The organism is Rhodococcus sp. AD45-ID (assembly GCF_003023755.1).
Classification (GTDB): domain Bacteria; phylum Actinomycetota; class Actinomycetes; order Mycobacteriales; family Mycobacteriaceae; genus Rhodococcus_F; species Rhodococcus_F globerula.
Map to the genome: position 1 here is coordinate 1181948 of NZ_PYHL01000001.1, position 24788 is coordinate 1206735.

Annotated in this window: 25 protein-coding genes; 14 read left to right on the forward strand and 11 right to left on the reverse strand. The window is 61.5% G+C overall.

Going from position 1 to position 24788, the window contains the following annotated elements:
- Window positions 1-93 precede the first annotated feature (93 nt).
- The 3 genes from C7T36_RS05370 to ramB are packed head-to-tail and all read left to right on the forward strand — an operon-like array spanning window position 94 to window position 3138.
- Entirely contained in the window at window positions 94-381 is a 288-nt protein-coding gene (locus C7T36_RS05370) for an FmdB family zinc ribbon protein (RefSeq protein WP_072782287.1), read from the forward strand.
- 28 nt (window positions 382-409) lie between these two features.
- Entirely contained in the window at window positions 410-1669 is a 1260-nt protein-coding gene (gene fmdA / locus C7T36_RS05375; protein ID WP_045063930.1) for a formamidase, read from the forward strand.
- Between the two features lie 56 nt (window positions 1670-1725).
- Complete coding sequence (ramB, locus tag C7T36_RS05380; protein WP_033235543.1) at window positions 1726-3138, forward strand: acetate metabolism transcriptional regulator RamB; 1413 nt, start codon at window positions 1726-1728, stop codon at window positions 3136-3138.
- 10 nt (window positions 3139-3148) lie between these two features.
- Here ramB and C7T36_RS05385 read toward each other — a convergent pair whose 3' ends face one another.
- The 9 genes from C7T36_RS05385 to C7T36_RS05425 form a co-directional block, all read right to left on the reverse strand.
- On the reverse strand, window positions 3149-4171 hold the full coding sequence (locus C7T36_RS05385) for an alpha/beta hydrolase (protein WP_045063933.1): 1023 nt from the start codon (window positions 4169-4171) through the stop codon (window positions 3149-3151).
- Window positions 4172-4304: 133 nt separating this feature from the next.
- Window positions 4305-5255, reverse strand: coding sequence for an alpha/beta hydrolase (locus C7T36_RS05390; RefSeq protein ID WP_239654590.1), 951 nt, complete (start codon window positions 5253-5255; stop codon window positions 4305-4307).
- Window positions 5256-5368: 113 nt separating this feature from the next.
- The gene (locus C7T36_RS05395) at window positions 5369-7015 is read right to left on the reverse strand and encodes a class I adenylate-forming enzyme family protein (protein ID WP_045063938.1); all 1647 of its coding nucleotides are present in this window, start codon (window positions 7013-7015) and stop codon (window positions 5369-5371) included.
- 9 nt (window positions 7016-7024) lie between these two features.
- Window positions 7025-7729, reverse strand: a complete 705-nt coding sequence (locus tag C7T36_RS05400) for an ABC transporter ATP-binding protein (RefSeq protein WP_045063940.1) — start codon at window positions 7727-7729, stop codon at window positions 7025-7027.
- Window positions 7713-8507, reverse strand: coding sequence for an ABC transporter ATP-binding protein (locus C7T36_RS05405; protein WP_045063942.1), 795 nt, complete (start codon window positions 8505-8507; stop codon window positions 7713-7715). Before C7T36_RS05405 ends, C7T36_RS05400 begins: the two co-directional genes overlap by 17 nt.
- Complete coding sequence (locus C7T36_RS05410) at window positions 8504-9508, reverse strand: branched-chain amino acid ABC transporter permease (RefSeq protein WP_045063945.1); 1005 nt, start codon at window positions 9506-9508, stop codon at window positions 8504-8506. The genes C7T36_RS05405 and C7T36_RS05410 overlap by 4 nt, the downstream gene beginning before the upstream one ends.
- Window positions 9508-10383: a branched-chain amino acid ABC transporter permease gene (locus C7T36_RS05415; RefSeq protein WP_033235550.1), complete on the reverse strand. Its 876-nt coding sequence runs from the start codon at window positions 10381-10383 to the stop codon at window positions 9508-9510. The genes C7T36_RS05410 and C7T36_RS05415 overlap by 1 nt, the downstream gene beginning before the upstream one ends.
- Window positions 10384-10398: 15 nt before the next feature.
- On the reverse strand, window positions 10399-11583 hold the full coding sequence (locus tag C7T36_RS05420; protein WP_045063948.1) for an ABC transporter substrate-binding protein: 1185 nt from the start codon (window positions 11581-11583) through the stop codon (window positions 10399-10401).
- Window positions 11584-11699: 116 nt separating this feature from the next.
- Complete coding sequence (locus tag C7T36_RS05425) at window positions 11700-12443, reverse strand: TetR/AcrR family transcriptional regulator (RefSeq protein ID WP_045063950.1); 744 nt, start codon at window positions 12441-12443, stop codon at window positions 11700-11702.
- A gap of 321 nt (window positions 12444-12764) precedes the next feature.
- Between C7T36_RS05425 and urtA the strand changes: the two genes are divergently transcribed.
- From urtA to C7T36_RS05470, 9 genes are all read left to right on the forward strand, one after another.
- Window positions 12765-14027, forward strand: coding sequence for an urea ABC transporter substrate-binding protein (gene urtA, locus C7T36_RS05430; RefSeq protein ID WP_033235553.1), 1263 nt, complete (start codon window positions 12765-12767; stop codon window positions 14025-14027).
- Between the two features lie 48 nt (window positions 14028-14075).
- Complete coding sequence (urtB, locus tag C7T36_RS05435) at window positions 14076-14960, forward strand: urea ABC transporter permease subunit UrtB (RefSeq protein ID WP_033235554.1); 885 nt, start codon at window positions 14076-14078, stop codon at window positions 14958-14960.
- Window positions 14957-16063 carry an urea ABC transporter permease subunit UrtC gene (gene urtC, locus C7T36_RS05440; protein ID WP_045063953.1) on the forward strand — a complete coding sequence of 369 codons (1107 nt, stop codon included), beginning with the start codon at window positions 14957-14959 and terminating at the stop codon, window positions 16061-16063. Before urtB ends, urtC begins: the two co-directional genes overlap by 4 nt.
- Window positions 16060-16878 carry an urea ABC transporter ATP-binding protein UrtD gene (gene urtD, locus C7T36_RS05445; RefSeq protein ID WP_033235556.1) on the forward strand — a complete coding sequence of 273 codons (819 nt, stop codon included), beginning with the start codon at window positions 16060-16062 and terminating at the stop codon, window positions 16876-16878. Before urtC ends, urtD begins: the two co-directional genes overlap by 4 nt.
- Before the next feature lie 3 nt (window positions 16879-16881).
- Complete coding sequence (gene urtE, locus C7T36_RS05450) at window positions 16882-17574, forward strand: urea ABC transporter ATP-binding subunit UrtE (RefSeq protein ID WP_033235557.1); 693 nt, start codon at window positions 16882-16884, stop codon at window positions 17572-17574.
- A 1-nt stretch (window position 17575) separates the two neighbouring features.
- A complete protein-coding gene (locus C7T36_RS05455; RefSeq protein ID WP_045063956.1) occupies window positions 17576-18277 on the forward strand; it encodes a GntR family transcriptional regulator in 702 nt (233 codons plus the stop codon).
- Window positions 18278-18380: 103 nt separating this feature from the next.
- Window positions 18381-19370 carry an LLM class flavin-dependent oxidoreductase gene (locus C7T36_RS05460; protein WP_045063958.1) on the forward strand — a complete coding sequence of 330 codons (990 nt, stop codon included), beginning with the start codon at window positions 18381-18383 and terminating at the stop codon, window positions 19368-19370.
- 10 nt (window positions 19371-19380) lie between these two features.
- On the forward strand, window positions 19381-20553 hold the full coding sequence (locus C7T36_RS05465) for an MFS transporter (protein ID WP_045063961.1): 1173 nt from the start codon (window positions 19381-19383) through the stop codon (window positions 20551-20553).
- The gene (locus C7T36_RS05470) at window positions 20550-21083 is read left to right on the forward strand and encodes a carboxymuconolactone decarboxylase family protein (RefSeq protein ID WP_045063963.1); all 534 of its coding nucleotides are present in this window, start codon (window positions 20550-20552) and stop codon (window positions 21081-21083) included. Before C7T36_RS05465 ends, C7T36_RS05470 begins: the two co-directional genes overlap by 4 nt.
- A 7-nt stretch (window positions 21084-21090) precedes the next feature.
- Here C7T36_RS05470 and C7T36_RS05475 read toward each other — a convergent pair whose 3' ends face one another.
- Window positions 21091-21666 (reverse strand): TetR family transcriptional regulator, encoded by a 576-nt coding sequence (locus tag C7T36_RS05475; protein WP_045063965.1) that lies wholly within the window; start codon window positions 21664-21666, stop codon window positions 21091-21093.
- 65 nt (window positions 21667-21731) lie between these two features.
- Between C7T36_RS05475 and C7T36_RS05480 the strand changes: the two genes are divergently transcribed.
- Window positions 21732-23333, forward strand: coding sequence for an MFS transporter (locus C7T36_RS05480; RefSeq protein ID WP_045063967.1), 1602 nt, complete (start codon window positions 21732-21734; stop codon window positions 23331-23333).
- A gap of 52 nt (window positions 23334-23385) precedes the next feature.
- Here the strand turns inward: C7T36_RS05480 and C7T36_RS05485 are convergent, their stop codons facing one another.
- Window positions 23386-24237 carry an SDR family oxidoreductase gene (locus C7T36_RS05485; protein ID WP_045063969.1) on the reverse strand — a complete coding sequence of 284 codons (852 nt, stop codon included), beginning with the start codon at window positions 24235-24237 and terminating at the stop codon, window positions 23386-23388.
- Window positions 24238-24355: 118 nt separating this feature from the next.
- Between C7T36_RS05485 and C7T36_RS05490 the strand changes: the two genes are divergently transcribed.
- Complete coding sequence (locus C7T36_RS05490; protein WP_033235565.1) at window positions 24356-24769, forward strand: helix-turn-helix domain-containing protein; 414 nt, start codon at window positions 24356-24358, stop codon at window positions 24767-24769.
- Window positions 24770-24788 lie beyond the last annotated feature (19 nt).

Sequence of the window (24788 nt, forward strand, 5' to 3'; positions counted from 1 at the left end):
AAACGTGCGCTTCGGCCTGATTTCGCACACTTGTGTGCACCTGGGCTCGCCGTTCCGCTGCCGCCGACGCCAACCTCCACTAGCGTGACGGCCATGCCCCTGTACGAGTTTCGCTGCACCGGCTGCGGACCGCTCGAACGGTCGTTTGCGATGGCCGAGGTTCCCTCGTCGATTGTGTGCCCACAATGCTCCGCTGATTCCCGACGCGTGATGTCCACACCGAGATTGAGTCACGCATCCTCTGCCGCGATGGGACTACTCGACGCCACTGCGCGATCCGCCCATGAGCCGGCAGTGGTCAACGGCTCACTACCGGGCACTCGCCGCACCGTCACCCCGACTACGTCTAATCCGTTGCACCGCAAGCTACCTCGCCCCTGAGTATCACCTTCGATGATGAGGAGTTCACATGCCGGAGTTGCTGTTCCCCCTCGATTCCACCAAGAAGTTCACCGAGCAGGCCATCGTCGGCCATAACCGCTGGCACCCTGATATTCCGGCCGCAGTAACGGTGAAGCCGGGCGATGCGTTCCGTGTTCACTGCCGCGAGTGGTTCGACGGTGCCATTCACAACGACGACTCCGCGGACGACATCCTCAATGCGCCCCTCACCACCGTGCACACGCTTTCCGGCCCGTTTGCCGTCGAAGGGGCAAAGCCCGGCGACCTCCTGATCGTCGACATTCTCGACATCGGCCCTATCCCCCAAGAAGATTCGGGACCGTTGGCCGGCCAGGGCTGGGGGTACACCGGCATCTTCCCACGTAACAACGGCGGCGGATTCCTCACCGAGCAGTTCCCCGACGCATACAAAGCGGTATGGGATTTCTCGGGACAGACCGCTACGTCGCGCCATATCCCACACGTGTCGTTCACCGGCATCGTGCACCCGGGACTCATGGGCACTGCGCCGTCAGCGGCCTTGCTCGCCAAGTGGAATGCCCGCGAAGGTGCATTGATTGCCACCGATCCCAATCGCGTTCCCCCGCTGGCACTTCCACCCGAGCCCCGTGACGCCGTACTCGGCACCCTCACCGGCGACGACTACACGCGTGTTGCCGGCGAGGCTGCCCGCACAGCTCCCCCGCGCGAGAACGGCGGCAACCAGGACATCAAGAACCTGACCAAGGGCAGCCGAATCTTCTACCCCGTATTTGTCGACGGAGCGAACCTGTCCGTCGGCGACCTGCACTTCTCCCAAGGCGACGGTGAGATCACCTTCTGCGGCGCCATCGAGATGGGCGGCTTCATCGATCTGCGCGTCGACATCATCAAAGGCGGCATGGACACCTACGGGGTATCCGAGAATGCGATCTTCATGCCGGGCAACACAGATCCGCAGTACTCCGAGTGGCTGGCATTCTCGGGCACATCCGTGACGCTGGACGGTGAGCAGAAGTATCTCGACTCCCATCTGTCTTACCAGCGCGCCTGCCTGCACGCGATCGAATACCTCACGAAGTTCGGCTACGCACCGGAGCAGGCATATCTGCTACTCGGCGCCGCGCCGATCGAAGGCCGGCTCTCCGGCGTCGTCGATATTCCGAACTCCTGCTCGACGGTGTATCTCCCGACCGCGATCTTCGACTTCCCACTTGCCCCGTCTGCGAACGGTCCGTTCCAGATCGATCCCGGCATGGGTGCTCCGCGTGCCGAGAACAAAGCCTAGGTTAAGTCTGCAAACACAAGTTTGCGAACTTCCTACACCCCTCGTATCCTGGCTGAATGTCGAAAACCTTCGTCGGTGTCCGGCTCCGCCAACTGCGTACCGAGCGTGGGCTGAGCCAGGCGTCGTTGGCAAAGACGCTCGAAATATCGGCAAGTTACCTCAACCAGATCGAGCACGACGTCCGCCCGCTGACGGTGCCGGTCCTGCTGCGGATCAGCGAGGTGTTCGGTGTCGACACCACCTTCTTCTCGTCGCAGGACGACACTCGACTGATCGCCGAGATGCGCGAGGTGGCTCTCGATCAGGAAATGGGGATCGACGCCGACGCGCACGAGATCGCCGAGATGGTGTCGAGCCATCCGGGGTTGGCGAAGGCCATGGTCAACATGCACCGCCGCTTCCGCAACACCACGGCGCAGCTGGCCGCGGCCACCGAGGATCGCTTTTCGGACGGCAGCGGCAGTGGTTCCATCACGATGCCCCACGAGGAAGTCCGCGACTACTTCTACCAACGGCAGAACTACATCCACGATCTTGATACTGCCGCGGAAGAACTGACGTCACGCCTGCGTTTCCACCGTGGCGACATCGCGGGCGAAATCGCCCGCCGTCTGGAAACGATTCACGACGTGCAGATCGTTCGCCGAATCGACCTCGGCGAGAACATTCTGCATCGGTACGACCCCGTGAACCGGGTCCTCGAGATCTCGTCGCACCTCTCCGGTGGTCAGCAGGTATTCAAGTTCGCCACCGAGCTCGCTTACCTCGAACACAACGACCTACTCGACTCCCTCGTCGCCGAAGGCAACTTCACCAGCGAGGAATCGGTGTCGCTGGCTCGCCTCGGGCTGGCCAACTACTTCGCCGCGGCTACCGTCCTCCCTTACGGACAGTTTCACGATGTGGCCGAAGATTTCCGGTACGACATCGAACGTATGTCAGCGTTCTACTCTGCCAGCTACGAAACGATCTGCCACCGACTGTCGACGTTGCAGAGACCGAAACTGCGCGGTGTCCCGTTCATGTTCGTCCGCGTCGACCGCGCCGGAAACATGTCGAAGCGTCAGTCCGCCACCGGTTTTCACTTCTCCACCAGCGGCGGCACGTGCCCCCTGTGGAATGTGTACGAAACCTTCTCCTACCCGGGCAAGATCATGCCGCAGATTGCCCAGATGCCTGACGGCAGACGGTACCTGTGGGTGGCACGCACAGTGGAGCGTCGGGCCGCGAGATACGGTCAGCCCCAGAAGATCTTTGCCATCGGGTTGGGCTGCGAGATCCGCCATGCCCACCGTCTCGTCTACGGCGACGGCTTGGACTTGGACGAGTCCAATCCCGGCACACCGATCGGTTCGGGTTGCCGGGTGTGCGAACGCTTGAACTGCCCCCAGCGCGCTTTCCCTCCATTGGGCAAGGCCTTGGACATCAGCGAGCATCGAAGCTCGATCTCGCCGTACGTAATTCGGTAGAGGCTCGACGCTACTGCGAATGCGCACGCAGGAATGCAACCGTGCGATCGAACGCGATCTGCCCGTCGGGAGTATCCAGATCGAACTGGTACTCGTGTTCGAGCGCCGGTTCGTAGTCATCCGGGTAGAAGAGCGCGTCGACGTCGACACCCAGACGAAGGAGTCTGTCAGCGAAAGGTTTCGACTGGCCGGCGGTCAGTTCGTCAGCATTGCCGCCGGTGATGAAGGTCGGGGGGAAAGCCGATGTGACGATGTTTATCGTCGACATCTGCCTGACCGCCGGTGAGTTCTCGAAGTCCTTGGTCCCGGTGTAGGCCCAAACGGATTCGCGGTCTGCCGTCCACCCGAATCTGCCGTCGGGATCGAGGAATTCGTACATATCGAAGACGCCACAGTCCAGGACGACGCCCCGGACCTGCTGCGGCGACAGGCTCGGCGTGACTCCGACTTCGGCGGCGTAGACCGGGTCGGTGATCATTGCAGCAATCTGGCTCGAGATCTGGCCGCCCGCAGAATCGCCGCCGAGGAAGAGTGCGTTCGGATCCACGTGCAACTGCTCCGCATTGTCGGTGATGTACCGATAGGCGTCGTTCAGTTGATGGAGCACTGTCGGGTACGTCGCGTCCGGGCCCAGAGAGTAGTCCAGGGAGATGACCGTGAACCCTTGGCCGGCAAGACTCTTGTAGTAGCCCGAGTAATCTTCCTTGTCGCCGTAGATCCAACTACCACCATGAGTCCAGATGAGTGTTGGCAGCGCTGCCAACGCCGAATCCGGGAAGTAGACGTCGAGTAGGGCATCCGGATCGCCGTCGCGGTAGGTCACATCGGTACGCGTCTCGACGCCGGACGGAGCCAACTCCGACAGCGTCGCAGAAACCGAATCTGCACTTCCTTCCGCCATCCACCGCATTGCCAACGTCCCCGGCCATGGGCTGAAGTACGTCGCCAATCCGCCGATAATCATCAGCGTGAACACCGCGCTCAACAGGCCGAGCGCCCACCTGGGCGATCGACGTGTGGACGACTTGGGCACGGCAACTCCTGGGCGTCGGAAACAGCATCGGGCACAAGGCTAGCGGAGATGCGGTTCCTGGGAATTGCCTGTCAATTATCGACGACCAGATTGCCGGGATTGTCAAATTCTCAAGCAGAACAAGGGGATACGATCAATCAACCCGCGCCGACAGGAAATCCACGGTGCGCTCGAACGCCACCACACCGTCTGCACCATCGAGGTTGAACTGGTACTCATGTCCGAGCGGCGGCTCGTGATCTTCCGGAAAGAACAACGTGTCCACCTTGACGCCGAATCCAGTCAGCTTGTCGGCCAAAGGTTTCGACTGACGATCTGTCAGCGGGTCGGCATTGCCGCCACTGATGTAGGCGGGCGGGAAATCGGCCGTGACGTGATGGAGCGTCGACATCTGTTGCGCCGCTGTGCTATCGACAAAAAGGCGATCACCGGTATAGGCCCACAGCGAACGATCGACACCCCAGCCGATGATGCCGGGGCCACCTACCATGTTCGCAACATCGTAGATTCCGCAGTTCAGCACAACTCCGCGCAGTTGATCCGGATGCAAGGCCGGCTTCACACAGACAAGGTCCGCGTACTCCGGATTGGTGATGATCGTTGCCAATTGGCTCGACAACTGAGCACCTGCCGAATCACCGGCCAGAAATATCTTCGACGGATCGACGTGCAACCTCTCGGCGTTCGCGAGGATATATGCGTGCGCGTCGTTGAGCTGACCGATCGCCGTCGGATACCGATGCTCCGGTCCGATGGAGTAGTCCAGCGACACCACGGTGAAACCGCGCGAGGCAAGTAACTCGTAGTACGTGGCGTTGTTGGACTTGTTGCCGGAAATCCAGGCACCGCCGTGTGTCCACACCACGGTGGGGAGCGCGGTCTGCGTACCAGCCGGGAAATACACGTCCAGTCGGGCGTCGGAATCATCGGTGCGATAGTACTGATCCCGAATGGCGTCGACGCCTCCCGGCGCGTGTTTGCGCAGCTTGTCGGTGACCTTTGCTGCGTCACGGCCGAAGACCCAGCGCACAATCAGCGCGCCGGGCTTCGGGCTGCGAAGCAGAGTCCTGAGTCGATGGGACATCGGTGTCCTGAGTCGATGGGACATCGGTGTCCTGAGTCGATATGGCATCGGAGTCCTGACAGCTCGGCGCTAGGTCCGAATCAGACTAACCCGACACCGTCGAAGCCGCCGGATCAACAGATCGCCTCAGCCAGTTTCTCGCGCACAAGTTCCTTGACAGCGCCTTTGGCAACCTTTCCGCCGGCTGCCATAGGCAACTCCGCCAGCGTCATCACATACTCCGGAATGTATTCGCGAGTGATGCCCTGCTCACGCATCCACTCGGTGAGCTCTGCCGCGGACAGTGCCTCACTGTCCGTGGTCACGACAACGGCGCACACCTTTTCCCCGAACAGAGCGTCGTCGACGCCGACCGCGGCAACCAAATCCACCAGCGGGTGCGCACGGACGTATTCCTCGACTTCGACGGCGGAGATGTTCTTGCCACCGCGAATGATGATGTCGGCCTTACGACCCACAACGCGGACGCGACCGTCCTCGTCGATTTCGACGATGTCGCCGAGCAGCATCCAGCCGTCTTCGGTGTACAGCTCGTTGTTGGCGTCGACGTCGCCCCAGTAGCCCTGACACATCAACGGTCCGTTGACCGCCGGTTGCCCGCGGCGCATGGATCCGACCACTTCTTTTGCGGCGTCGTCGAATACCCGAACCTGCATCCGGTCGATGACGTGACCACAGGTACGCAGCCTGGTGTCGGAGTCGTCGTCGACGGTGGTGACGGAGACGGCTCCGGTTTCGTTGGAACCGTAGAATTGCAGCACTGCTGCTCCGGTTCGTTCCTCGAATGCCAGCGCCTCCGAGTACGGAACCGCCTCTCCCCCTGTAAACATGACGCGCAACGTATCGAGGTTTGCGCTCGCAGCGGCGTCGGATCGCAACAGCATCTTGAATTGTGTACTCACACAGTTCAACACGGTGACGCCTTCACGTTCGATGAGATCGATCATCACCGCGACGTCGAATCGCTCCATGACCACGTTGGGGGCGCCAAGCAACGCGGGCAGGAAATGCGACGTCCACAGGCCGAAACCGAAGGGAGCCGGAACCGCCCCGAGGAAGACTTCTTCCGGTCCGACATCGGCTGCCTCTGCGCCGATCTCGGAGAATGCAACCCACCGATCTTCCGTCTGAGTTACCAGCTTCGGAAGTCCGGTCGTACCGGACGTCGAGTTAAGCATGGACACGGCAGCCGTCGAGAAGGTCGGGCTCGAGGCCTCGAAAACCCGCTTCGGCACGGGAAGAGAGACAACACCTCCCACCGCGGCGGCCCGTTCGAAACTCACGGCTCCGGTGTCGTCGGCAAACACCACGTCGAGGGCGGGATGCGCCTGTCGCAGTTGTGAGATCAACTCCGTGGTGTCGACGCCGCGCAAAGATCGCGTCGTCACCAGAACTGTGGCGTCGGAACGTTCGATCAGATGCGAGATCTCGCGGAGCCCGGATCGCGACCCGATTCCCACGGCCACCCGGCCGGTCCGGTACGCGGCACACAGCGCGGCGTGGAAGACCATGGTGTCCGGAAGCAGCACCGCTACATGCCCGTATCCCTCACTGGAAAGTTCGAGTGCCGACGCAATGGCGTCCGCGGCCGCGTCGTACTGCGCCCACGAAATTCGCGAAGTCGGGGTGATGAAGGCCGTGCGGTCCGGAATGGTCTCCGACCAGTGACGGACTATTTCACTGATACTGACGCCGGAAAATCGATCCGGATCGAGGGCAAACTCGCCGATTGCCACGTCCAACGTTGTGGGTTCCTGCATGATCGTCGTTCATCTCCCCTCGGCGCTGTGCACGCCCATCGACAATTTGTAAGCAGCATCCAGCGAAGCGGCGGAATCGCATTCGCGCACAATCTCGCCGCGTTGCATCACGTACCCACGGTCCACGACCGCCTTCAATGCTGACAAAGCGGGCTCGGCCACAATCACCGTAACCCCTTCCGATGCCAGTTGTCCTACAAGCGTGCGTAATTCAGCCACGATCTTGGGCGCGAGGCCGGTCATCATCTCGTCGAGTAGCAGCAACGACGGTTTTGCCAGCAACGCCCGGCCCAGAACCAGCATCTGCTGCTCACCACCACTGAGTACCCCGGCAAAGCTTTCGGCGCGGTCCTTCAGAATGGGAAAGCGCGCAAAAGCCGAATCCGCTGCGTCCGCGTTCAGACCTAGAAGATCGGCACCCACGCGTAGATTTTCGCGGACCGACATGCGCATGAACAACTGCCGTCCCTGCGGAACATAAGCAAAACCGCTGCGTGCGCGTTCGAGTGCCGACATCTTCTCGACACTGCGGCCATCGACGGTTATCCGGCCGGACGCCGGTACGGAACCGTAGATCGCGCCCATCAGAGAAGTCTTGCCCGCACCGTTGGGTCCGACCAGCGCGGTGACCTGACCGGGGGCAGCGACGAAGCTGACGTCGCGTACCGCGATGGCCGATCCGTAACGGACAGTGACCTTATCGACCTCGAGCATTGCTCACACCCTCTTCGTCGTCGGAACCGAAATACACCTCACGCATCGCGTCGCTGGACAGGCAGTCCTGCGGCGGACCGTAAAACGCGACGCCGCCGAAGTTCAGCAGGACAACCGTTGTCGCAAGTTCTGCGATGAGGTCGACGTTGTGATCGACGAGAACAACACCCTTGCCCTGCGCGGCAATGGAACGGACAGCGCCCGAAATAGCGTCGATGCCGTCGTGATCCGCGCCTGCAAACGGTTCGTCCAGGAGCAGCACTTCCGGACCGGTGGCCATCGCACGCGCAACCTCGACCAACCGCTGCGCTCCCAGACTCAGATCCCCGCACGCGCTTTCGGTGTCGCTGATCGAATACTCCCGCGCGAGCGCCGAAGCCTGGTCCGACGCTTTGTCCCAGTTCTCGAACGGGCCCTTGATCGCCCACCACAGCGAGTGCAGCGGCGACGAGATCCGGTGCCCGTAGAGTCCCGGGATGATGTTGTCGACGGCATTGAGTTCGAGTGCCAACTGCGGGTGCTGGAACGTACGCGAGAGCCCCTGCCTGGCACGACGTTCCGACGGGCCGCTCAGGGACTTACCGGCCAGCGTGACCGTTCCGGAATCGGCTTGTTGGGTACCGAAGATGCAGTCGACGAGTGTTGTCTTGCCGGCGCCGTTCGGTCCGACCAGACCGATCACCTCACCGCGACCGACACTGAACGACACGTCGTCGACGGCACGCACACCGCCGTAGGACTTGTGGAGCCCACGAACCTCGAGCAACGAATCGGTCATCGGGAATCACGCTCCTGGTAGGTAGCAGTCAGACGGTTGATCAACGCGCGAGACCAACCGATCACGCCGCCAGGCGCGACGATCAGGATGACCAGAACCGCACCCGCCAGCAAGAGTTCACCACTGCCCTGATAGCCGGGCATGTTGAGTGTCACGATCACCACGATGAGAGCGCCGAGCGGTGCACCCCACGCGGAACCGCGGCCACCGATGATCGGCATGAAGATGGCAAGGAAGACGATGCTGAGGGTGAAGGTTTCCGGCGTCACCGCTTGAACCGAGACGGTGAAGAGCGATCCCCCGGTCGACGCGATTGCCGCGCCGATAGCCAGTGCCACGACGGTCAGATGCATCGGGTTGACACCGGATGCCCTGGCGACGTTCCGATTGTCCCGCGAAGCTTGCAACATCAGGCCCCACACGGACTTCCGTAGTCGATCGACCGCAACGGCGATGACGCAGACGAACAGAATCGCGAAAACGACCAACGCATAACGAGGTGGTTCCCAGCCGAACATCGTGAGAGCCGCGACGCCCGAGATTCCCGCCGAACCGCCGGTGAAACTCGGTCCGTCGATGAGCCAGTGCTCGAAGGCAATTCCGAACAGTAGAGTCACAGCGGCGAGGTAGAACCCGGAAAGCTTCTGCGTGGCAAGACTGAGCAGCACTGCCACACACGCCGCGACCAGAGCGCCGATGAGCCACCCCCACCACATCGACATCCCGGTCTTCACCGACATCAAGGCAACCGCGTAAGCCCCGATCGCCGCGTAGGCGCTGTAGGCCATCGACAGGGAACCTGCCAGAACGAAGGGAACATACATCCCCAGTGCGATCAGCGAGTACGTCGCGGCCAGGAAGATAAGGTCCTGGCGGTACAGGCTGGGCCCCATCCACAGGAGAAGTACGGCAACAACTGTCACCGTAATCAGGGCTTCTCGCGACACGTTGCCGAGCCGCGCTCGCGACCTGATCGCGCGAGGTGTGGTTATCGCACCCATCAGACGCGCACCTTTCTCGAGAGCAGACCTTCCGGGCGGAAGGCGAAGAAGACCAGTGCGATCAGGAGGATCGCGGTCTGTGCGGCGCTGGCACCGAAGTAGTACGGCGCGAACACCTGGACGATGCCCAGCAACATTCCGCCGATCAGCGGTGCCCAGCTACGCCCGGTACCGCCGATGACCAGCGCGATGAATGCGGTGAGCGTCCAGGACAATCCACTGGTGAACTGCACGCCGGCTTTGGGAGCGAACAACAGTCCGGCGATCGCGGCGATGACGCCCGCGAGTGTGAAGGCAATCAGTCGAACACGGTCGACCGGCAAGCCAAGTACCCGTGCTGCCTCAGGGTTGTCGCCCACGGCGCGCAGCAACCGGCCGGCGGTAGACCTGTTCAGCCACAGTCCGATTCCGATGAACACCAGCGCAGTCGCCACGATCAGAACTACAGTCGCGCTGTCGAGCGTTGCGCCGCCAACGGTGATCGGATCGAAGTCGAAGATCTTCTGCCCCGGCAACGGCGTACGCCCGAATACGGTTCCCGCAAGCTGCTGAATACCGAAGAGCACCGCCGTCACGGCTACCAAGGCCGGCAGCTCACCGCGCCCCGAACGCTTCTGAACCTGCTTCACCACCAGCTTTTCGGTCAGCACCGAAAGCGCCACTGCAACAGCAATTCCCAGTGGCATGGCCAACCACAGCGCCAGCCCGTGATTGACCGCGATCCAACTGCTCGCCATAGCCGCTGCCATGGCGTACGGACCCATCGCGAAGTTGAAGAAATCCGCGCCGACCACCACGAGGTACATCCCCAGGGCGATCAACGAGAAGAAAGCACCGATCTCGATGGCTGCAAGCCAGAGTTGTGCGTCTGTCATGTCAAAGCTCCTCGGTTATCCGCACGGGGGCTGATAGGAATCCCACGGATGGGCGGGCTTGTTGTCGTCACCGAATTCGATGAGCACCAGTCCGCACAGGCTGTCCGGGGCCAAGTGGTCGCCCGGGCTGAAGGACAGTGTCAAATCGTCCTGGCCGAAACTGGAGGGAAGACCCGAAACCTGCTGGAGTGCATCACGAACGGCGGTCCGGTCCTGATGATCACCGGCAATCTCGATGGCCTTCGCCAGCATCATGACCGCGTCGTACGATTGCGCGTCGTAGGCGGTCAACTGATAGTCGGCGCCCTTGACCGCCCGGACCTTCTCGGTCAACTCCGCAGTTCGCGCATTGTCGGCACTGAGCGATCCCATGTAGACCATGCCACTCAGGGCCTTCGGATCGGCCAAAGCCCACGACGCCGGCTGGTTTCCGATGGAGGCCAGTGAGAAACGTTGCGTCTCGGGAACGATCTTCGAAAGTGTGTTGTGCGCCAGAATCTCGAAGTGCCCACCGATGCTGGCCACAAGAATGGCGTCAGGCTTCGTCTCCGCGAGTCGCGACACCTGCGCCGTGAGGTCCGCGGCGTCTACCGGAGCCTTCTCGACGGCAGTGACCGTTGCGCACTTCTCCAGCGCCGGACGCAGCGTCTTGATGATGCCGTCGATGGAAGCGCTTGCATCACCGAGGATTCCGAGTGAGCGGTAGCCCAGCTTCTCGAACGCTCCGCAATACACCTCGGCGTATTGCTTGAGCGAGTTGGGAATCATGAACGAATAGTCGTTGCCAGGAGGCGAAGCAAACGCGTCGCTGAGGACAACGGGTGCAATCGCCGGGATCTTCGACTGCTCGAGAATCGACTTCGCCTGCAGGACCGAGCCGCTGCCGGTCGCCAGAATGACGGCACTTGCGCCCTGATCGACCAACTTACGAATGATCGACGGCGTCTTGGTGGGACTGCTCTCGTCATTCTCGACAACCAGGCGGACGGGCTTGCCGTTGATCCCACCTGCCTGGTTGATCAAGTCGACGCTGAGGCGGACCGTCTTGCCCGCGATGGTGCTGTACGACGCACCGGGGCCCGTCGAATCCTCGTCCAGCCCGATCACGATCTCGTTGTCCGGAATGACTCCAGCAGATGCACACGCACCTGCCCCGAGCACGACTGCCGCGGCTAAGGCTATTGCCTTCGCGAGTCTCACATCCCACTCCTGTCCAAACGATATTTGGTAAATCAAACAAGCGCTTGATTCACGACGCTGGGCAGAAGTATGCACTGGGTCACATAGATAGTCAAAACCGCCGTAACAGAGAGCGATCAGCCCCGTTGTTCGGCCTGCAGATCACGAATTGCGGTGCTCAGATCGCGGATCACCGACTTCAACTCGTCCACGTCCGAACGCAGTTCGGCAACCTCGCCGACCGGCGGTGCAACGTCGACATTGTCAGTCTTGGCCTTCACCCGAGCGAGCGCTGTGGAACCGTCTCCGCGGCGGGCAAAACCGTCGAGAAACACAAGGATCAAATTCCGCTGCAGTTCCGGCGCCAACTCGGCCAACTGTGAACGGTATTGAGCCACCGTCGACCACACCGACTCCCGCATCAACCGATGAAACTGTTCAGGATCGATGTCTTCGCGAAACTCCCCGTCTGCAATCCCACTCGCAATTGCCGTGCGCCAGTAGCTGTGCGCCTGATGGACCGCAACGGTGATCGGCGCGTCGGAAGGCTGGGACGACAGGATCGCTTCGCCTTGATAGACCTCGGTGGCGTATGGGTGGTCGAGCGCGGTATTGAACGACACCTCGACCATGGAGGCCAACCGGTCGCGAGCTGATCCACCAGGTTCGATCGAGTCCTCGTATCTGATGTTGAGATCTTCGAGGAAACGCACGACTATTTCGTGCGCCATCGCATCCTTGGATTCGAAGTAGTGATAGAGGCTTCCGGACAGAATTCCGACCTCGTCGGCGATATCTCGCACCGTCGTTGCCGCGATACCACGCTCGCTGAACAATTTTGCCGCGTGAGTGAGTATCTCTTCCCGTCGGGTCGAACGCACTGGTCTAATCCCCTCATCAATCGTCAAGCGAATGCTTGATCGAATATCGAGGATGCTAACACCGAGCCTGCTCTGACCTGCGGAGTGAGCACTCGTTCATCAAACCGTCATATCGGACACACGATGGTGATCGAGTCTATTTCTTTCAGAAACAAGTTCTCCCTACGCTCATCCGCATCGACGAATACAACGCCGTATACGCGAGCCGGATACATCACATCCGGTAGTCCGTTCCCCGAAGCCATGTACCTGTAGCCACGCGCCTGTTTTCACGTAGGTGAAAAGCCAGGTACTGAAGTCATGAAGACGAAAGGCCCGTCTATGCGAACCTTCTCGAAGCGCACCCTCGCCGCTCCGGCAGCTCTTGCAGCTCTGGGTTTGGTACTCACCGGTTGCGGAAGCAAAGCCTCTGATACGACGTCGGGTGACACCACGGCAGCATCGTGCGTCGACACCTCCGGCGACACGATCAAGGTCGGTTCACTCAACTCGTTGTCCGGCACCATGGCCATCAGTGAAGTGACAGTGCGCGATTCGATTGCACTCGCAGTTCAGGAGATCAACGACGCCGGTGGCGTTTTGGGCAAAAAGGTTCAGATCGTCGCCGAGGACGGCGCATCCGAGCCGACGGTATTCGCAGAAAAGGCGGAGAAGCTCATCAGCAGCGACTGTGTCGCAGCCGTTTTCGGCGGTTGGACGTCGTCGAGCCGTAAGGCCATGCTCCCGGTCTTCGAAGACAATAATTCGCTCCTCTACTACCCCGTTCAGTACGAGGGCCTCGAGGATTCCAAGAACATCTTCTACACCGGCGCTACGACCAATCAGCAGATCATCCCGGCACTGGACTACCTGAAGGAAAAGGGCGTCAAGTCCCTCTACCTGGTCGGAAGTGACTACGTCTTCCCACAGACCGCCAATCGCATCATCAAGGCGTACGCGGAAGCAAACGGCATCGAGATCAAGGGCGAGGACTACACGCCGCTCGGTTCGACCGACTTCTCCACCATCGTCAACAAGGTCCGCACGGCTGACGCCGACGCCGTATTCAACACGCTCAACGGCGATTCGAACGTCGCGTTCTTCCGCGAGTACACCAATGTGGGGCTGAAGCCGGCCGACATGCCGGTTGTCTCGGTGTCCATCGCAGAGGAAGAGGTCGGCGGCATCGGCGTGCAGAACGTCGAAGGACAGCTGACGGCCTGGAACTACTACCAGACCATCGACACCCCGGAAAACAACAAGTTCGTCGCGGCATACAAGGCGAAGTACGGCCAGAACAAGCCGACGTCCGACCCCATGGAAGCTGCATACACCTCGGTGTACCTGTGGAAGAACACAGCCGAGAAGGCTAATTCCTTTGCTGTCAAGGATATTCAGGACAACGCCGACGGCGTCACCTTCGAAGCCCCCGAAGGCCTCGTCACCATCGACGGCGACAACCATCACATCACCAAGACCGCCCGCATCGGCGAAATCCGAAGCGACGGACTGATCTACACCGTCTGGGATTCCGGTCAGCCGATCGAGCCCGACCCGTACCTCGAGAGCTACCCGTGGGCCTCGGGTCTCGGCGCCAGCAAGTAACAACCTGACCGCAATGAAACCGACTGGTAGAGAGGTGGAACGTCTGTCATGGATGTTGTGATCGGACAGCTGTTCACAGGTTTGAGCATCGGCTCGATTCTGTTGTTGGCTGCATTGGGACTATCGCTCACGTTCGGCCAAATGGGTGTCATCAACATGGCCCACGGCGAGTTCATCATGGCCGGCTCGTACACGGCCTACGTTGTACAGCAGGTAATCTCCAATGCAACCGGTTCGTTGATCATCTCTCTACTGGTCGGTTTCATCGTCGGCGGATTGATGGGTGTGGCCCTGGAAGTGCTTCTGGTGTCACGGATGTACCACCGCCCGCTCGACACGTTGTTGGTGACGTTCGGCGTCGGACTGATCCTTCAGCAGTTGGCGCGCGACATCTTCGGTGCGCCTGCCGTCAACACCACCGCACCGTCCTGGCTTTCGGGCGGTGTCGACATCCTCGGCGCCGTAGTTCCGAAAACCCGCATCTTCATTCTGGTGCTGGCAATCGCGGCAGTGATCGCATTGTCGCTGGCACTCAAGCAGTCGTCGATGGGTAGGCGCATCCGCGCCGTAGTCCAGAACCGAGATCTGGCCGAGACCAGCGGAATATCTTCCCGCCGTACCGATATCACCACCTTCTTCCTCGGATCCGGACTCGCCGGCGTTGCCGGTGTCGCCCTGACCCTGATCGGTTCCACCAGCCCGACCATCGGGCAGTCGTATCTGATCGACGCGTTCCTGGTTGTGGTCGTCGGCGGACTCGGACAGATGAAGGGCGCAGTGATCGCCGCGTTTGCACTCGGCATCCTGAACTCCTTCATCGAGTACTCCACCACCGCATCGATTGCCAAGGTCATCTTGTTCGTCATCATCGTCGTCTTCCTCCAAGTGCGTCCCCAGGGACTGTTTGCAGTCAAGACAAGGAGCCTCGTATGAGCGTCCTGACCAATCCCCGAATCCGGGTCTGGGGCGGATTCGCCGTCGCCGCGATCATCCTGTTCGGACTGGCCCCAGCCGTGCTCTCCGACTTCCGACTCTCCCTGCTGGGAAAGTTCCTGTGCTTCGCGATCGTCGCAGTAGGCATCGGACTCGCCTGGGGCAGAGGCGGAATGCTCACCCTCGGCCAAGGTGTGTTCTTCGGCATCGGCGCCTACGTCATGGCAATGCACCTCAAGATCGCCGACGCCGAACTCAAAGGTGACGCGGTACCCGATTTCATGGCGATCGCCGGCAAGACCGAACTGCCCGGTTACTGGCAGCCGTTTGCCTCCCCGTTCGTTGCGATCTTCGCGGTACTGTTCCTGCCCGCGACCGTCGCGTTTCTCCTCGGACTCGGCGTGTTCAAACGACGCGTCAAGGGTGCATACTTCGCGATCCTCTCGCAAGCTCTCGCAGCGGCATTCGCCATCCTGCTGATCGGTCAGCAGACCATCGGCGGCAGCAACGGACTCAACCGTTTCCGCACGTTCTTCGGCTTCAACCTCAACGACCCCGCCAACAAGCAGATGCTGTTCTTCATCGCCTCCGGAGTGCTCCTCGCCTCCGTCGCCCTGATCCGGCAGCTGATGAACTCGCGCTACGGTGAACTGCTTGTCGCAGTGCGAGATCAGGAAGAGCGCGTGCGCTTCCTCGGATACGACCCTGCCAACATCAAGCTGGTCGCCTACGTCACCGCCGCATTCCTGGCCGGTATCGCCGGAGCGTTGTTCGTGCCCATCGTCGGCATCATCTCCCCCGCCGACGTCGGAATCGTTCCCTCCATCGCCTTCCTCATCGGCGTGGCGATCGGCGGCCGCGCAACGCTTCTCGGCCCCGTGCTCGGTGCCATCGGTGTTGCCTGGGCTCAGTCGGCCTTCTCCGAGAAGATGCCGTCCGGCTGGATCTATGCCCAGGGTCTGATGTTCATCGTCGTCGTCGGGTTCTTCCCCGCCGGAGTCGCCGGACTCTTTGCGCTCCTGCGCCACCGCCGCAAGCGTGAAAAGACCACCCCCGAAACACCGAAAATCAGCGAACCGGAAACTGTGGAGGTGTCCGTATGACCAGCACCGGTACAACCGACACAAGCGCACCGAACCCCGTATTGGGCGGCAATGCCGGAATGTCTTCCGAATACCTGGAAGTGCGGAACTTGAGTGTCAGCTTCGACGGGTTCAAGGCCGTCGACAGTGTGGACCTGACACTGATGCAGGGTGACCTTCGCTTTCTGATCGGCCCCAACGGCGCCGGAAAGACCACCCTTGTCGACGCCATCACCGGACTGGTACCGGCGACGGGTTCGATCACCAAGTCCGGTGAACAGTTGCTGGGCAAGAAGGTTCACAAGATCGCCCGCCTCGGGGTCGGGCGCACCTTCCAGACCGCCAGCGTCTTCGAAGAACTCTCCGTTCTGCAAAACCTGGACATCGCTGCCGGTGCGGGCCGCTCCCCGTGGGAGTTGCTGCGCACCCGCAAATCCGTTCTCCCCGAGATCGAGGAAGCCCTCGAAACCACCGGACTCGAAGCTCTACGCGATACACCCGCCGGCATCCTCGCGCACGGGCAGAAGCAGTGGCTCGAGATCGGAATGCTTCTGGTACAGAACTGTTCGGTACTTCTGCTCGACGAACCCGTCGCCGGAATGAGCCTGGAAGAACGCGAGGAAACCGGCAACCTCCTGCGTCGTATCGGTGGTGCGCGCACCGTGGTTGTCGTCGAGCACGACATGGACTTCATGCGAGCATTTGCCACCTCGGTCACCGTCCTCGCAGCAGGCAAGGTTCTTGCGGAAGGAACTGTCGCGCAGGTTCAGGCCGATCCCAAAGTCCAAGAGGTCTACCTCGGCACCGCTGCGGCTGTGCCTCACGGCGAGGAGTGAATCATGCTTGAAATCAAGGACGTCCGCGCCGGATACGGACGCACCGAGGTCATCCACGGAATCTCGCTCACCGTTCCGGGCAACGGTGTCGCCGCCGTCATGGGCCACAACGGCGCCGGAAAGACGACGTTGCTCCGAGCCGCTGTCGGGTTGATCAAACCGACCAGTGGAACGATCCTCCTGAACGGCGAAGACATCACGACACTGCGCCCGAGCGCCCGCGTTACCCGCGGCCTCGCCTATGTCCCCCAAGGACAACAATCCTTCGGCCAACTCACCACGGCCGAGAACCTTCAGGTTGTCGCGGACGGCCGCAAACGCGGAAAGGCGCTGATTGCAGAAGCATTGGATATGTTTCCCGCGCTGACCACACTGCTCGACCGCCGAGCCGGCTTGCTGTCGGGTGGGCAGCGACAGCAACTCGCCATCGCCCGCGCCCTCATCACCGAACCGAAAATTCTGATCCTCGACGAACCCACCGAAGGCATCCAACCCAACGTCGTCGCCGAGATCGAACGCACCATCATCGACCTCACCAATCGCGGCGATCTCGGAGTCCTCCTGGTCGAACAGCACATCGGGTTCGCGCTCCAGTCAGCGCAGCACTACAGCGTTCTCGCGGCCGGTCATGTGACGTCGACCGGAGAGGGAGGCACCACATCCACCGATGCCGTCCGACGAGCGATGGCCATCTGACATGTCCGCCGTCGAACATTCGACCGGATCGCTGCGGGATCAGGTGTATCAGTCGATCCGGGCCGATCTGATGGCCGGGAAGATCACGCCGACGGAACGACTTAGCGAGGAGCGGCTCGCGCAGATCTACGGAGTTTCGAGAACTCCGGTTCGAGAAGCTCTGGCCCGCTTGCAATCCGACGGTTTGGTTCAACGCGGCGAGCATGGGCTGTATCCGTACCGGCCACGCCTGGAAGATCTCAACGGATTGTACGAGCTACGAATATTGCTCGAACTGCAGGGAATTCGCCGAGTCATCGACACGGAGTACGCCCGGCACGACGCAGATATTCTGGGCGCTGAACTCGAAAAGTGGTATGCGTTGCGCACCCATTCACTCGAACCGGACTCCAGCTTTGTCACCCTCGACGAGGAGTTCCACACGGCACTACTTGTATCGGCCGGAAACCCCGCACTGACGGAGGCCTTGGCAACCGTCAATGCCAAAATCCGGCCGGTACGGATGTTCGACTACCTGACACCGGCCGGGATCGAAGCGACGATCGACGAGCACATCGCGATAGCTGAACTTGTTCTCGACAACAAGTTGCCACAAGCGTTCGAGTCGTTGCGGACGCACATCGACGACGGCAGGCTCGTGGTTGTCGAGCACGCGCGGCAGGCGTTGTCGTTGGCGGCACTGGCAAGTGCGGTTCGATACTGAAGGGCGCGTTTCGATTTTTCGGGTGGTGAGGAAATAGGAATGCACTCGCGGCGGTTGCACCTCACAACAACTGTTTTCTGCCGCCTCGAAAGGTGCCCACTTCATGTCGGTTCCACTCTCCATCCTCGATCTTGCGCACATCGGCCAGAACGAGACCGCCAAAGACAGCTTCGACGCCAGTGTCACGCTGGCGCAGCGAGCCGAGGAGTGGGGCTACCAGCGAATCTGGTACGCCGAGCACCACAACATGGGCTCCATCGCGTCGTCCGCGACCAGTGTCCTGATCGGCCACGTTGCAGCTCACACCACCAAGATCCGACTTGGCGCCGGTGGCATCATGCTCCCCAACCACGCACCGCTCACCATTGCCGAACAGTTCGGCACGCTCGAGACACTGCACCCTGGACGCATAGATCTTGGCCTCGGCCGCGCACCCGGCAGCGATCAGAAGACGATGCAGGCCCTGCGCCGCGACCCCAGTTCGTCCGACAGCTTCCCGCAGGATGTCCTCGAACTTCAGGGATATCTTGGCGACACCTCGCGCATTCCGGGCATCAGCGCGGTGCCAGGCAAGGGCACCCATGTCCCCCTCTACATCCTCGGTTCGTCACTGTTCGGCGCAAAACTGGCCGCGATGCTCGGCCTTCCCTACGCGTTTGCGTCACACTTCGCGCCCAACGCTCTTCGCGACGCCGTGACCATCTACCGCCGTGAGTTCAAGCCGTCGGAACAGTTGGCGGAGCCGTACGTGATCGCGGGCGTCAATGTCATCGCAGCCGATACCACCGAGCAGGCTCAGCAAGAGTTCCTCGAATCCAAGCGCAACCGCGTCAGCTTGCTCCTCGGCCGCGGCCGCACGTTCACCGACGACGAGGCCGACATGTTGCTCGACTCCCCCGCCGGTCAACAGGTTCTGCAAATGGCCAGGTACAGCGCCGTCGGCACACCCGCAGAAGTCCGCACGTACCTGGACGAATTCACCGAGCACGCGCAGGCCGACGAGTTGATCACCGTCTCCACCGGCACCAACCGCGCCGCGTGGCTGCGCACGTTCGAACTACTCGCCGACGTCAGCAACCTGGTGCCCGCCTAAGCTGCCGGGCATGGGCGATCCATCCCGTCGCGGGTTCATCTCGGTACTTGCCGTACTTCTGTCGACGGGGTGGGCCGCCAACCACTTTGCCTCCCTCATCCCGGTACTGCGGGAGCACGAGGGACTCTCGCACGCCGTTCTCGACGGCGTGTTCGGCATCTACGCGCTGGGTCTGCTGCCCGGACTGTTGACCGGTGGTGCGCTGTCCGATCGTGTCGGACGAGCAGCCGTTGTCCTGCCAGGAGCTCTGGTGGCGTCGCTGGGCACGGTATTTCTCTTGCTGTGGCACAACACTTCCGGCCTCCTGGTTGGCCGTCTTGTGGTCGGCGTCGGCGCCGGTCTGGCAATCGGCGCCGGCACAGCCTGGGCCGCTGATCTGCGCGGCAAAGCCGGAACCGTGATGGCCGGCGTTGTCCTCACTTCCGGTTTTGCCTTGGGTCCCTTGTTCTCCGGCCTGATGGCCCAGTTCGCGGCCTTTCCTTTGGCCACGCCCTTTGTCGTCTCGGCGCTGCTGTCCGTCTGTTCCGTTGCCGCCGCGGCGATGTGGAGTCGAACACGGACCTCACCTTCGGCAGCGCTCCCGTTACCGGCCGACGGGGAACGATCCGTCCGCTCGGCCTTGATCTGGGCGCTACCGCTCGCGCCCTGGGTGTTTGCCAGTGCGACAGTCTCATTCGTGACGATGTCCGCGCGACTCGGCGATCGATACTCCGGACCACTACTCCCCGGAATAGCCGCAGCACTCACACTCGGCGCGGGCATCATCGTTCAAACCATTGCCCGTCATCGCGATTGGGGCAGGCAGGCCGGAAGCGCCGGTGCCGGACTAGCCGCGCTCGGATACTGCCTCGTCGCAGCCGGCGGAGCCCACCCGCCGCTTGCCCTGTTTGTCGTGTGCGCCCTCACGCTCGGAACCGCATATGGCCTGTGCCTGCGTAGTGGTCTCCTCGACCTCGAAACCCTTGCGCCACCGGCGTCACGCGGAACATTGACGGGCATCTTCTACGTCGGCACGTACCTCGGCTTCGGACTGCCGGTCTTGCTGGTTGTCCTCGAACCGAGCCTGGGACCGTCGATACCGATGCTCGTTCTCGCCGCACTTGCCGCGCTGGTTGCCGTAATCCGATTCCGGGCAGTGTTAGCGTCGTATCAACCCACGACACTCGAGGAGTACGCGTCATGAACGCACGCATCCAGCCAGGCCGATTCAAAGAACTTGGCCCGATCAACTGGGGAATCTGGCGTGTCCTCTCGAAAGCCGCGGGCGCACCGGACGCACACCTGTTCAGCACGTTAGGTCGGACCGGCGGCCTGTTCCGAGGTTGGCTGCACTACTCCGGGTCACTGATGCCCGGCGGCAGGATCTCACGCCACGACACCGAATTGATCATCCTGCGCGTCGCACACCTGAGGCAGTGCGACTACGAAATGGATCACCACATCAGGCTCGGCCGAAAGGCTGGAATCGACGCCCAGGAGCTTGCCCGAATTATCGAGGGCCCCAACGCTTCCGGGTTGAGTTCTCGTCACCACGCGATCTTGACCGCGGTCGACGAGTTGGTCACCACCAAAGACGTCACCGACGTGACCTGGAACATGTTGTCCCAGCACCTCGACGACCGTCGGCTCATCGAATTCACGTTGCTGGTCACCCAATACGACGGCTTGGCTACCACTATCGCGACGTTGCGCGTCCAACGCGATTTTTCGTAGCCGGCCATCAGGGTTTGCAAATACGAATTGTCGCTTCCCGCACCACTTCACGGCGGCGCGCGAGTTCCTGCGCGTCCACGGATTGATTGTCGATAATGCCGGGTGCGACCACCCAAGCAAAGACGAGGCCGAAGATCAAGGTAATGAGGTCTTCCGGATTCCAGTGCGCTGCGATGCCGCCGTCGTCCTGAGCCTTGCGGATCGCAGCCATCCGCGGGAGCCAACTGGAGTGCTCTTCGGCTTGCTTACGCATCCGCGGGCCTTCACCTTGCAGTTGGCCCCAGATCATCATGCGCTGGATGTGCGGCTTTCGGGTCATGGCATCGAACAATTCGACAGCATGCTGCGGTATGTCCCCGCCCACCCACTCCACGCATTCCATGGCTTCGACAAAATCCGCGTCGAGCACGGCGTGAAAGAGCGCCACCTTGTCACCGAAGTACGCATAAAGCCGTTCCTTGCTGGCGTTGCCGTTCTTCGCGATGCGATCGATCCGTGCGCCGGCGAGTCCGTAGGTGCCGAATTCTTCTAGCGCTGCGTCAAGGATTCGCTGCTTCGTTGCGGTCACATCTGTGGGAGCCATAGTGATTATCGTAACCGAACGAACTATTTCGTTTGACTCTCGAAGAAGCGCTCACTTACCTTGTAATGATGACCACCACTGACGTCGAAAGCGGCGCAACGCCGCCGTCTCCGGCGATCTCCGAAAACCCGAATCATCAACGACGTTGGCTGGTGCTCTGCATCGTCGCGTTTGCACAACTCATGGTGGTGCTCGACGGCACCATCGTCTCCATCGCCCTGCCCGCCGCGCAGGCAGAACTCGGAATCAGCGACCTCGATCGCGCCTGGGTTGTCACCTCGTACGCGCTGGCATTCGGCGCACTGCTTCTGCTCGGTGGCCGCATCGCCGACTACTGGGGACGTAAGCGTTCCTTCATCGTCGGCATGGCCGGCTTTGCCGTGGCGTCAGGCATCGGCGGGATCGCCCAGACCGGTATCGAACTCTTCATCGCCCGCGCCGGGCAGGGTGTCTTCGCGGCACTGCTCGCGCCCGCCGCGCTCTCGATGCTCACCACCACCTTCATCGGAGAAAAGGAGCGCGCCAAGGCTTTTGCCGTCTACGGCGCGATTTCCGGTGGTGGCGCAGCGATCGGCCTGCTGCTCGGCGGCGTCCTGACTCAGTACGTCGACTGGCGCTGGTGCCTGCTCGTGAACATTCCGATCGCGCTCATCGCGATTGCTGCTGCCGTCCCGATCGTCAAGGAAACCAAGGCACACGGCGACACGAGCTACGACCTTCCCGGCGCCGTCCTCATCGCACTCGGACTCGGATCCCTGGTCTACGGATTCACGCGCGCCGAGCACGGGTGGGGTCAGACCGATACCCTCCTGTTCATCGCTTTGGGCTTGGTCTTCCTGGCACTGTTCGTGGTCGTCGAGAGCCGTAGCAAGAATCCGCTTCTGCCACTGAGCGTTCCGTGGCACCGCGACCGCGGCGCCGCACTGATCGGGTCCATGCTCGTCGGCGCAGCGCTTCTCGGCGGCACGTTGTACCTGACGTTCTACCTGCAGATCGTGCTCGGATTCAGCCCCGTCATGGCCGGCGTCGGCTCACTGCCGATGGCCTTCTTCATCGTGCTTGCATCCACCGCCGCCGCCCAGCTGTCCACCAAGATCGGCCCCAAGCCGCTCATGGTTGCCGGCCCCCTGGTTGCCGCAGTCGGACTGCTCATGCTCACCCAGATCGAGGTCCACAGCTCCTACTGGACCCACGTGTTCCCGGGTCTTGCCATCTTCGGTTTCGGTTTGGGCCTGCTGATGGTGCCCATGCAGAACCTTGCACTGATCGGTGTTCCCGACCACGACGCCGGCGCAGCCAGCGCCCTCGTCAACGCAACGCTGCAGATCGGCGGCGCACTGGGAACCGCACTCTTCACCACGATCTACGCGTCGGCCAAGTCCGCATTCACCACCGACAACGCGGCGCCGATCCCCCCGGAAGGCATTCCAGTCGACATGTCGAACGCGACCGTTCCGACCGGCGACGAATTGGCTCTGCTCCCCCAGCCGGTGCAGGACTTCATCGCCTCGATGACCGACTACGTCTTCGGCGCCGAGGTCTCCGGATACACCGCCGCATTCGGTTGGGCGGCAATCCTGTTGGCGATCATCGCACCCGTTGTCGTAGTGCTCGTCCGCGCCAAGAAGGGCGACCTCCCCGCTGAGGGCGCAGTCCATATGGGGTAAACCCCTGTGCGCCTTTCTGGTAGTTCCCGCTACCAGAAAGGCGCACCGGCGGTTACGCCTTCTTCAGAACCTCAGCCACCGGCGTGCTGGCGCGGCCGATCAACTTCTGCAGATCACCGGACTCGGTGTCCAGCGCTCCCTTGGCGATTGCAGCGTCGGAATCCGCGAGAATCTCTGCAACAGGGGCGGGCAGGCCGACGCTCTCGAGAATGCCTTTGTATGCCTCCTCCGGCACAAACTGATACACGACAGGCTTGCCGGCAAATTCGCTGACCTTCTCCGCGAACTGGGCATACGTCAGACGCTCGTCACCACCCAATTCGTAGACTGCGCCTTCGTGGCCGTCCGTGGTGACGACAACTGCGGCAGCGTCGGCGTAGTCGGCCCGCGATGCAGCGGCGATCTTTCCGTCAGCGCCCGCTCCGGCCACTGCGCCGCGCTCGATAACGCCGGCCAGGTCATTGAGGAAGTTCTCCCAGTACCAACCGTTGCGCAAGAGTGCGAACGGAATTCCACTCGCGGCAAGCACATCCTCGGTCGCCTTGTGCTCGGCTGCGAGCTTCATCGGCGTATCCTGGGCGTCCAAAATGCTTGTGTACGCGATGAATCCGACGCCTGCAGCCTTTGCCGCGTTGATGATGTTTGTGTGCTGCGCAAGCCGCTGGCCCACCTCACTGCCCGAGATCAGCACCACTTTGTCGACGCCGGCAAAGGCTGCTTCCAATGCCGTGGCGTCGGTGTAATCGGCCTTGCGAACCACCACGCCGCGGGCTGCGAGATCCGCCGCCTTCTCCGGATTACGAACCACGGCGACGATGTCCGACGCGGGTGTGCCCCGCGTGATCAGTGCCTCGACAACAAGTTGTCCGAGGTTTCCCGTTGCTCCGGTGACTGCGATGCTCATGCGAACTCCCGTTTTAGGTTGAAGCGTAAATGTGCTCTGCAACCATCATGCACTAATTATTCGTAAGTGCAACCCTGGAAGTTAGCGCTATCGGTATGTTTAGTAGTAACCTGGGGACATGACCAGCACCGATACCCCTGCCTGTGCTGCCGAAACAGATCAGGATCCCACCCTCGAGGCCGATGTGTTCGCTCGCGGATGCAATTCTCGGGCAGCGCTCCAGAACGCAACCGGCCGCTGGGGCGCACTTGCATTGGCAGCCCTCCACGAAGGCCCGTACCGGTTCAGCGCACTACGTCGACGCGTCGACGGCGTCAGCGAGCGCATGCTCTCGCAGACCCTGCAGACACTGGAGCGGGATGGTCTCGTGCACCGTGAAGTGCTCGAAACCATCCCGCCCAAAGTGGAATACAGCCTGACCGAACTCGGCGCAGACGTGGCCGGCAAGATCACCGCCCTGATCGAATTGCTCGAATCCCGCGTGCCGACAATCATTGCGTCACAAGAGTCTTACGACGCCCGCAATCAGTGAGGCCCGCAATCGGTAAAGC

What these genes read in the sequence shown, in the direction of transcription:
- C7T36_RS05370 (WP_072782287.1), top strand. Translation starts at nt 94, where the DNA reads ATGCCCCTGTACGAGTTTCGCTGCACCGGCTGCGGACCGCTCGAACGG.
- fmdA (WP_045063930.1), top strand. Translation starts at nt 410, where the DNA reads ATGCCGGAGTTGCTGTTCCCCCTCGATTCCACCAAGAAGTTCACCGAG.
- ramB (WP_033235543.1), top strand. Translation starts at nt 1,726, where the DNA reads ATGTCGAAAACCTTCGTCGGTGTCCGGCTCCGCCAACTGCGTACCGAG.
- C7T36_RS05390 (WP_239654590.1), bottom strand. Translation starts at nt 5,255, where the DNA reads ATGTCCCATCGACTCAGGACTCTGCTTCGCAGCCCGAAGCCCGGCGCG.
- C7T36_RS05395 (WP_045063938.1), bottom strand. Translation starts at nt 7,015, where the DNA reads ATGCAGGAACCCACAACGTTGGACGTGGCAATCGGCGAGTTTGCCCTC.
- C7T36_RS05400 (WP_045063940.1), bottom strand. Translation starts at nt 7,729, where the DNA reads ATGCTCGAGGTCGATAAGGTCACTGTCCGTTACGGATCGGCCATCGCG.
- C7T36_RS05405 (WP_045063942.1), bottom strand. Translation starts at nt 8,507, where the DNA reads ATGACCGATTCGTTGCTCGAGGTTCGTGGGCTCCACAAGTCCTACGGC.
- C7T36_RS05410 (WP_045063945.1), bottom strand. Translation starts at nt 9,508, where the DNA reads ATGGGTGCGATAACCACACCTCGCGCGATCAGGTCGCGAGCGCGGCTC.
- C7T36_RS05415 (WP_033235550.1), bottom strand. Translation starts at nt 10,383, where the DNA reads ATGACAGACGCACAACTCTGGCTTGCAGCCATCGAGATCGGTGCTTTC.
- urtA (WP_033235553.1), top strand. Translation starts at nt 12,765, where the DNA reads ATGCGAACCTTCTCGAAGCGCACCCTCGCCGCTCCGGCAGCTCTTGCA.
- urtB (WP_033235554.1), top strand. Translation starts at nt 14,076, where the DNA reads ATGGATGTTGTGATCGGACAGCTGTTCACAGGTTTGAGCATCGGCTCG.
- urtC (WP_045063953.1), top strand. Translation starts at nt 14,957, where the DNA reads ATGAGCGTCCTGACCAATCCCCGAATCCGGGTCTGGGGCGGATTCGCC.
- urtD (WP_033235556.1), top strand. Translation starts at nt 16,060, where the DNA reads ATGACCAGCACCGGTACAACCGACACAAGCGCACCGAACCCCGTATTG.
- urtE (WP_033235557.1), top strand. Translation starts at nt 16,882, where the DNA reads ATGCTTGAAATCAAGGACGTCCGCGCCGGATACGGACGCACCGAGGTC.
- C7T36_RS05455 (WP_045063956.1), top strand. Translation starts at nt 17,576, where the DNA reads ATGTCCGCCGTCGAACATTCGACCGGATCGCTGCGGGATCAGGTGTAT.
- C7T36_RS05460 (WP_045063958.1), top strand. Translation starts at nt 18,381, where the DNA reads ATGTCGGTTCCACTCTCCATCCTCGATCTTGCGCACATCGGCCAGAAC.
- C7T36_RS05465 (WP_045063961.1), top strand. Translation starts at nt 19,381, where the DNA reads ATGGGCGATCCATCCCGTCGCGGGTTCATCTCGGTACTTGCCGTACTT.
- C7T36_RS05470 (WP_045063963.1), top strand. Translation starts at nt 20,550, where the DNA reads ATGAACGCACGCATCCAGCCAGGCCGATTCAAAGAACTTGGCCCGATC.
- C7T36_RS05475 (WP_045063965.1), bottom strand. Translation starts at nt 21,666, where the DNA reads ATGGCTCCCACAGATGTGACCGCAACGAAGCAGCGAATCCTTGACGCA.
- C7T36_RS05480 (WP_045063967.1), top strand. Translation starts at nt 21,732, where the DNA reads ATGATGACCACCACTGACGTCGAAAGCGGCGCAACGCCGCCGTCTCCG.
- C7T36_RS05485 (WP_045063969.1), bottom strand. Translation starts at nt 24,237, where the DNA reads ATGAGCATCGCAGTCACCGGAGCAACGGGAAACCTCGGACAACTTGTT.
- C7T36_RS05490 (WP_033235565.1), top strand. Translation starts at nt 24,356, where the DNA reads ATGACCAGCACCGATACCCCTGCCTGTGCTGCCGAAACAGATCAGGAT.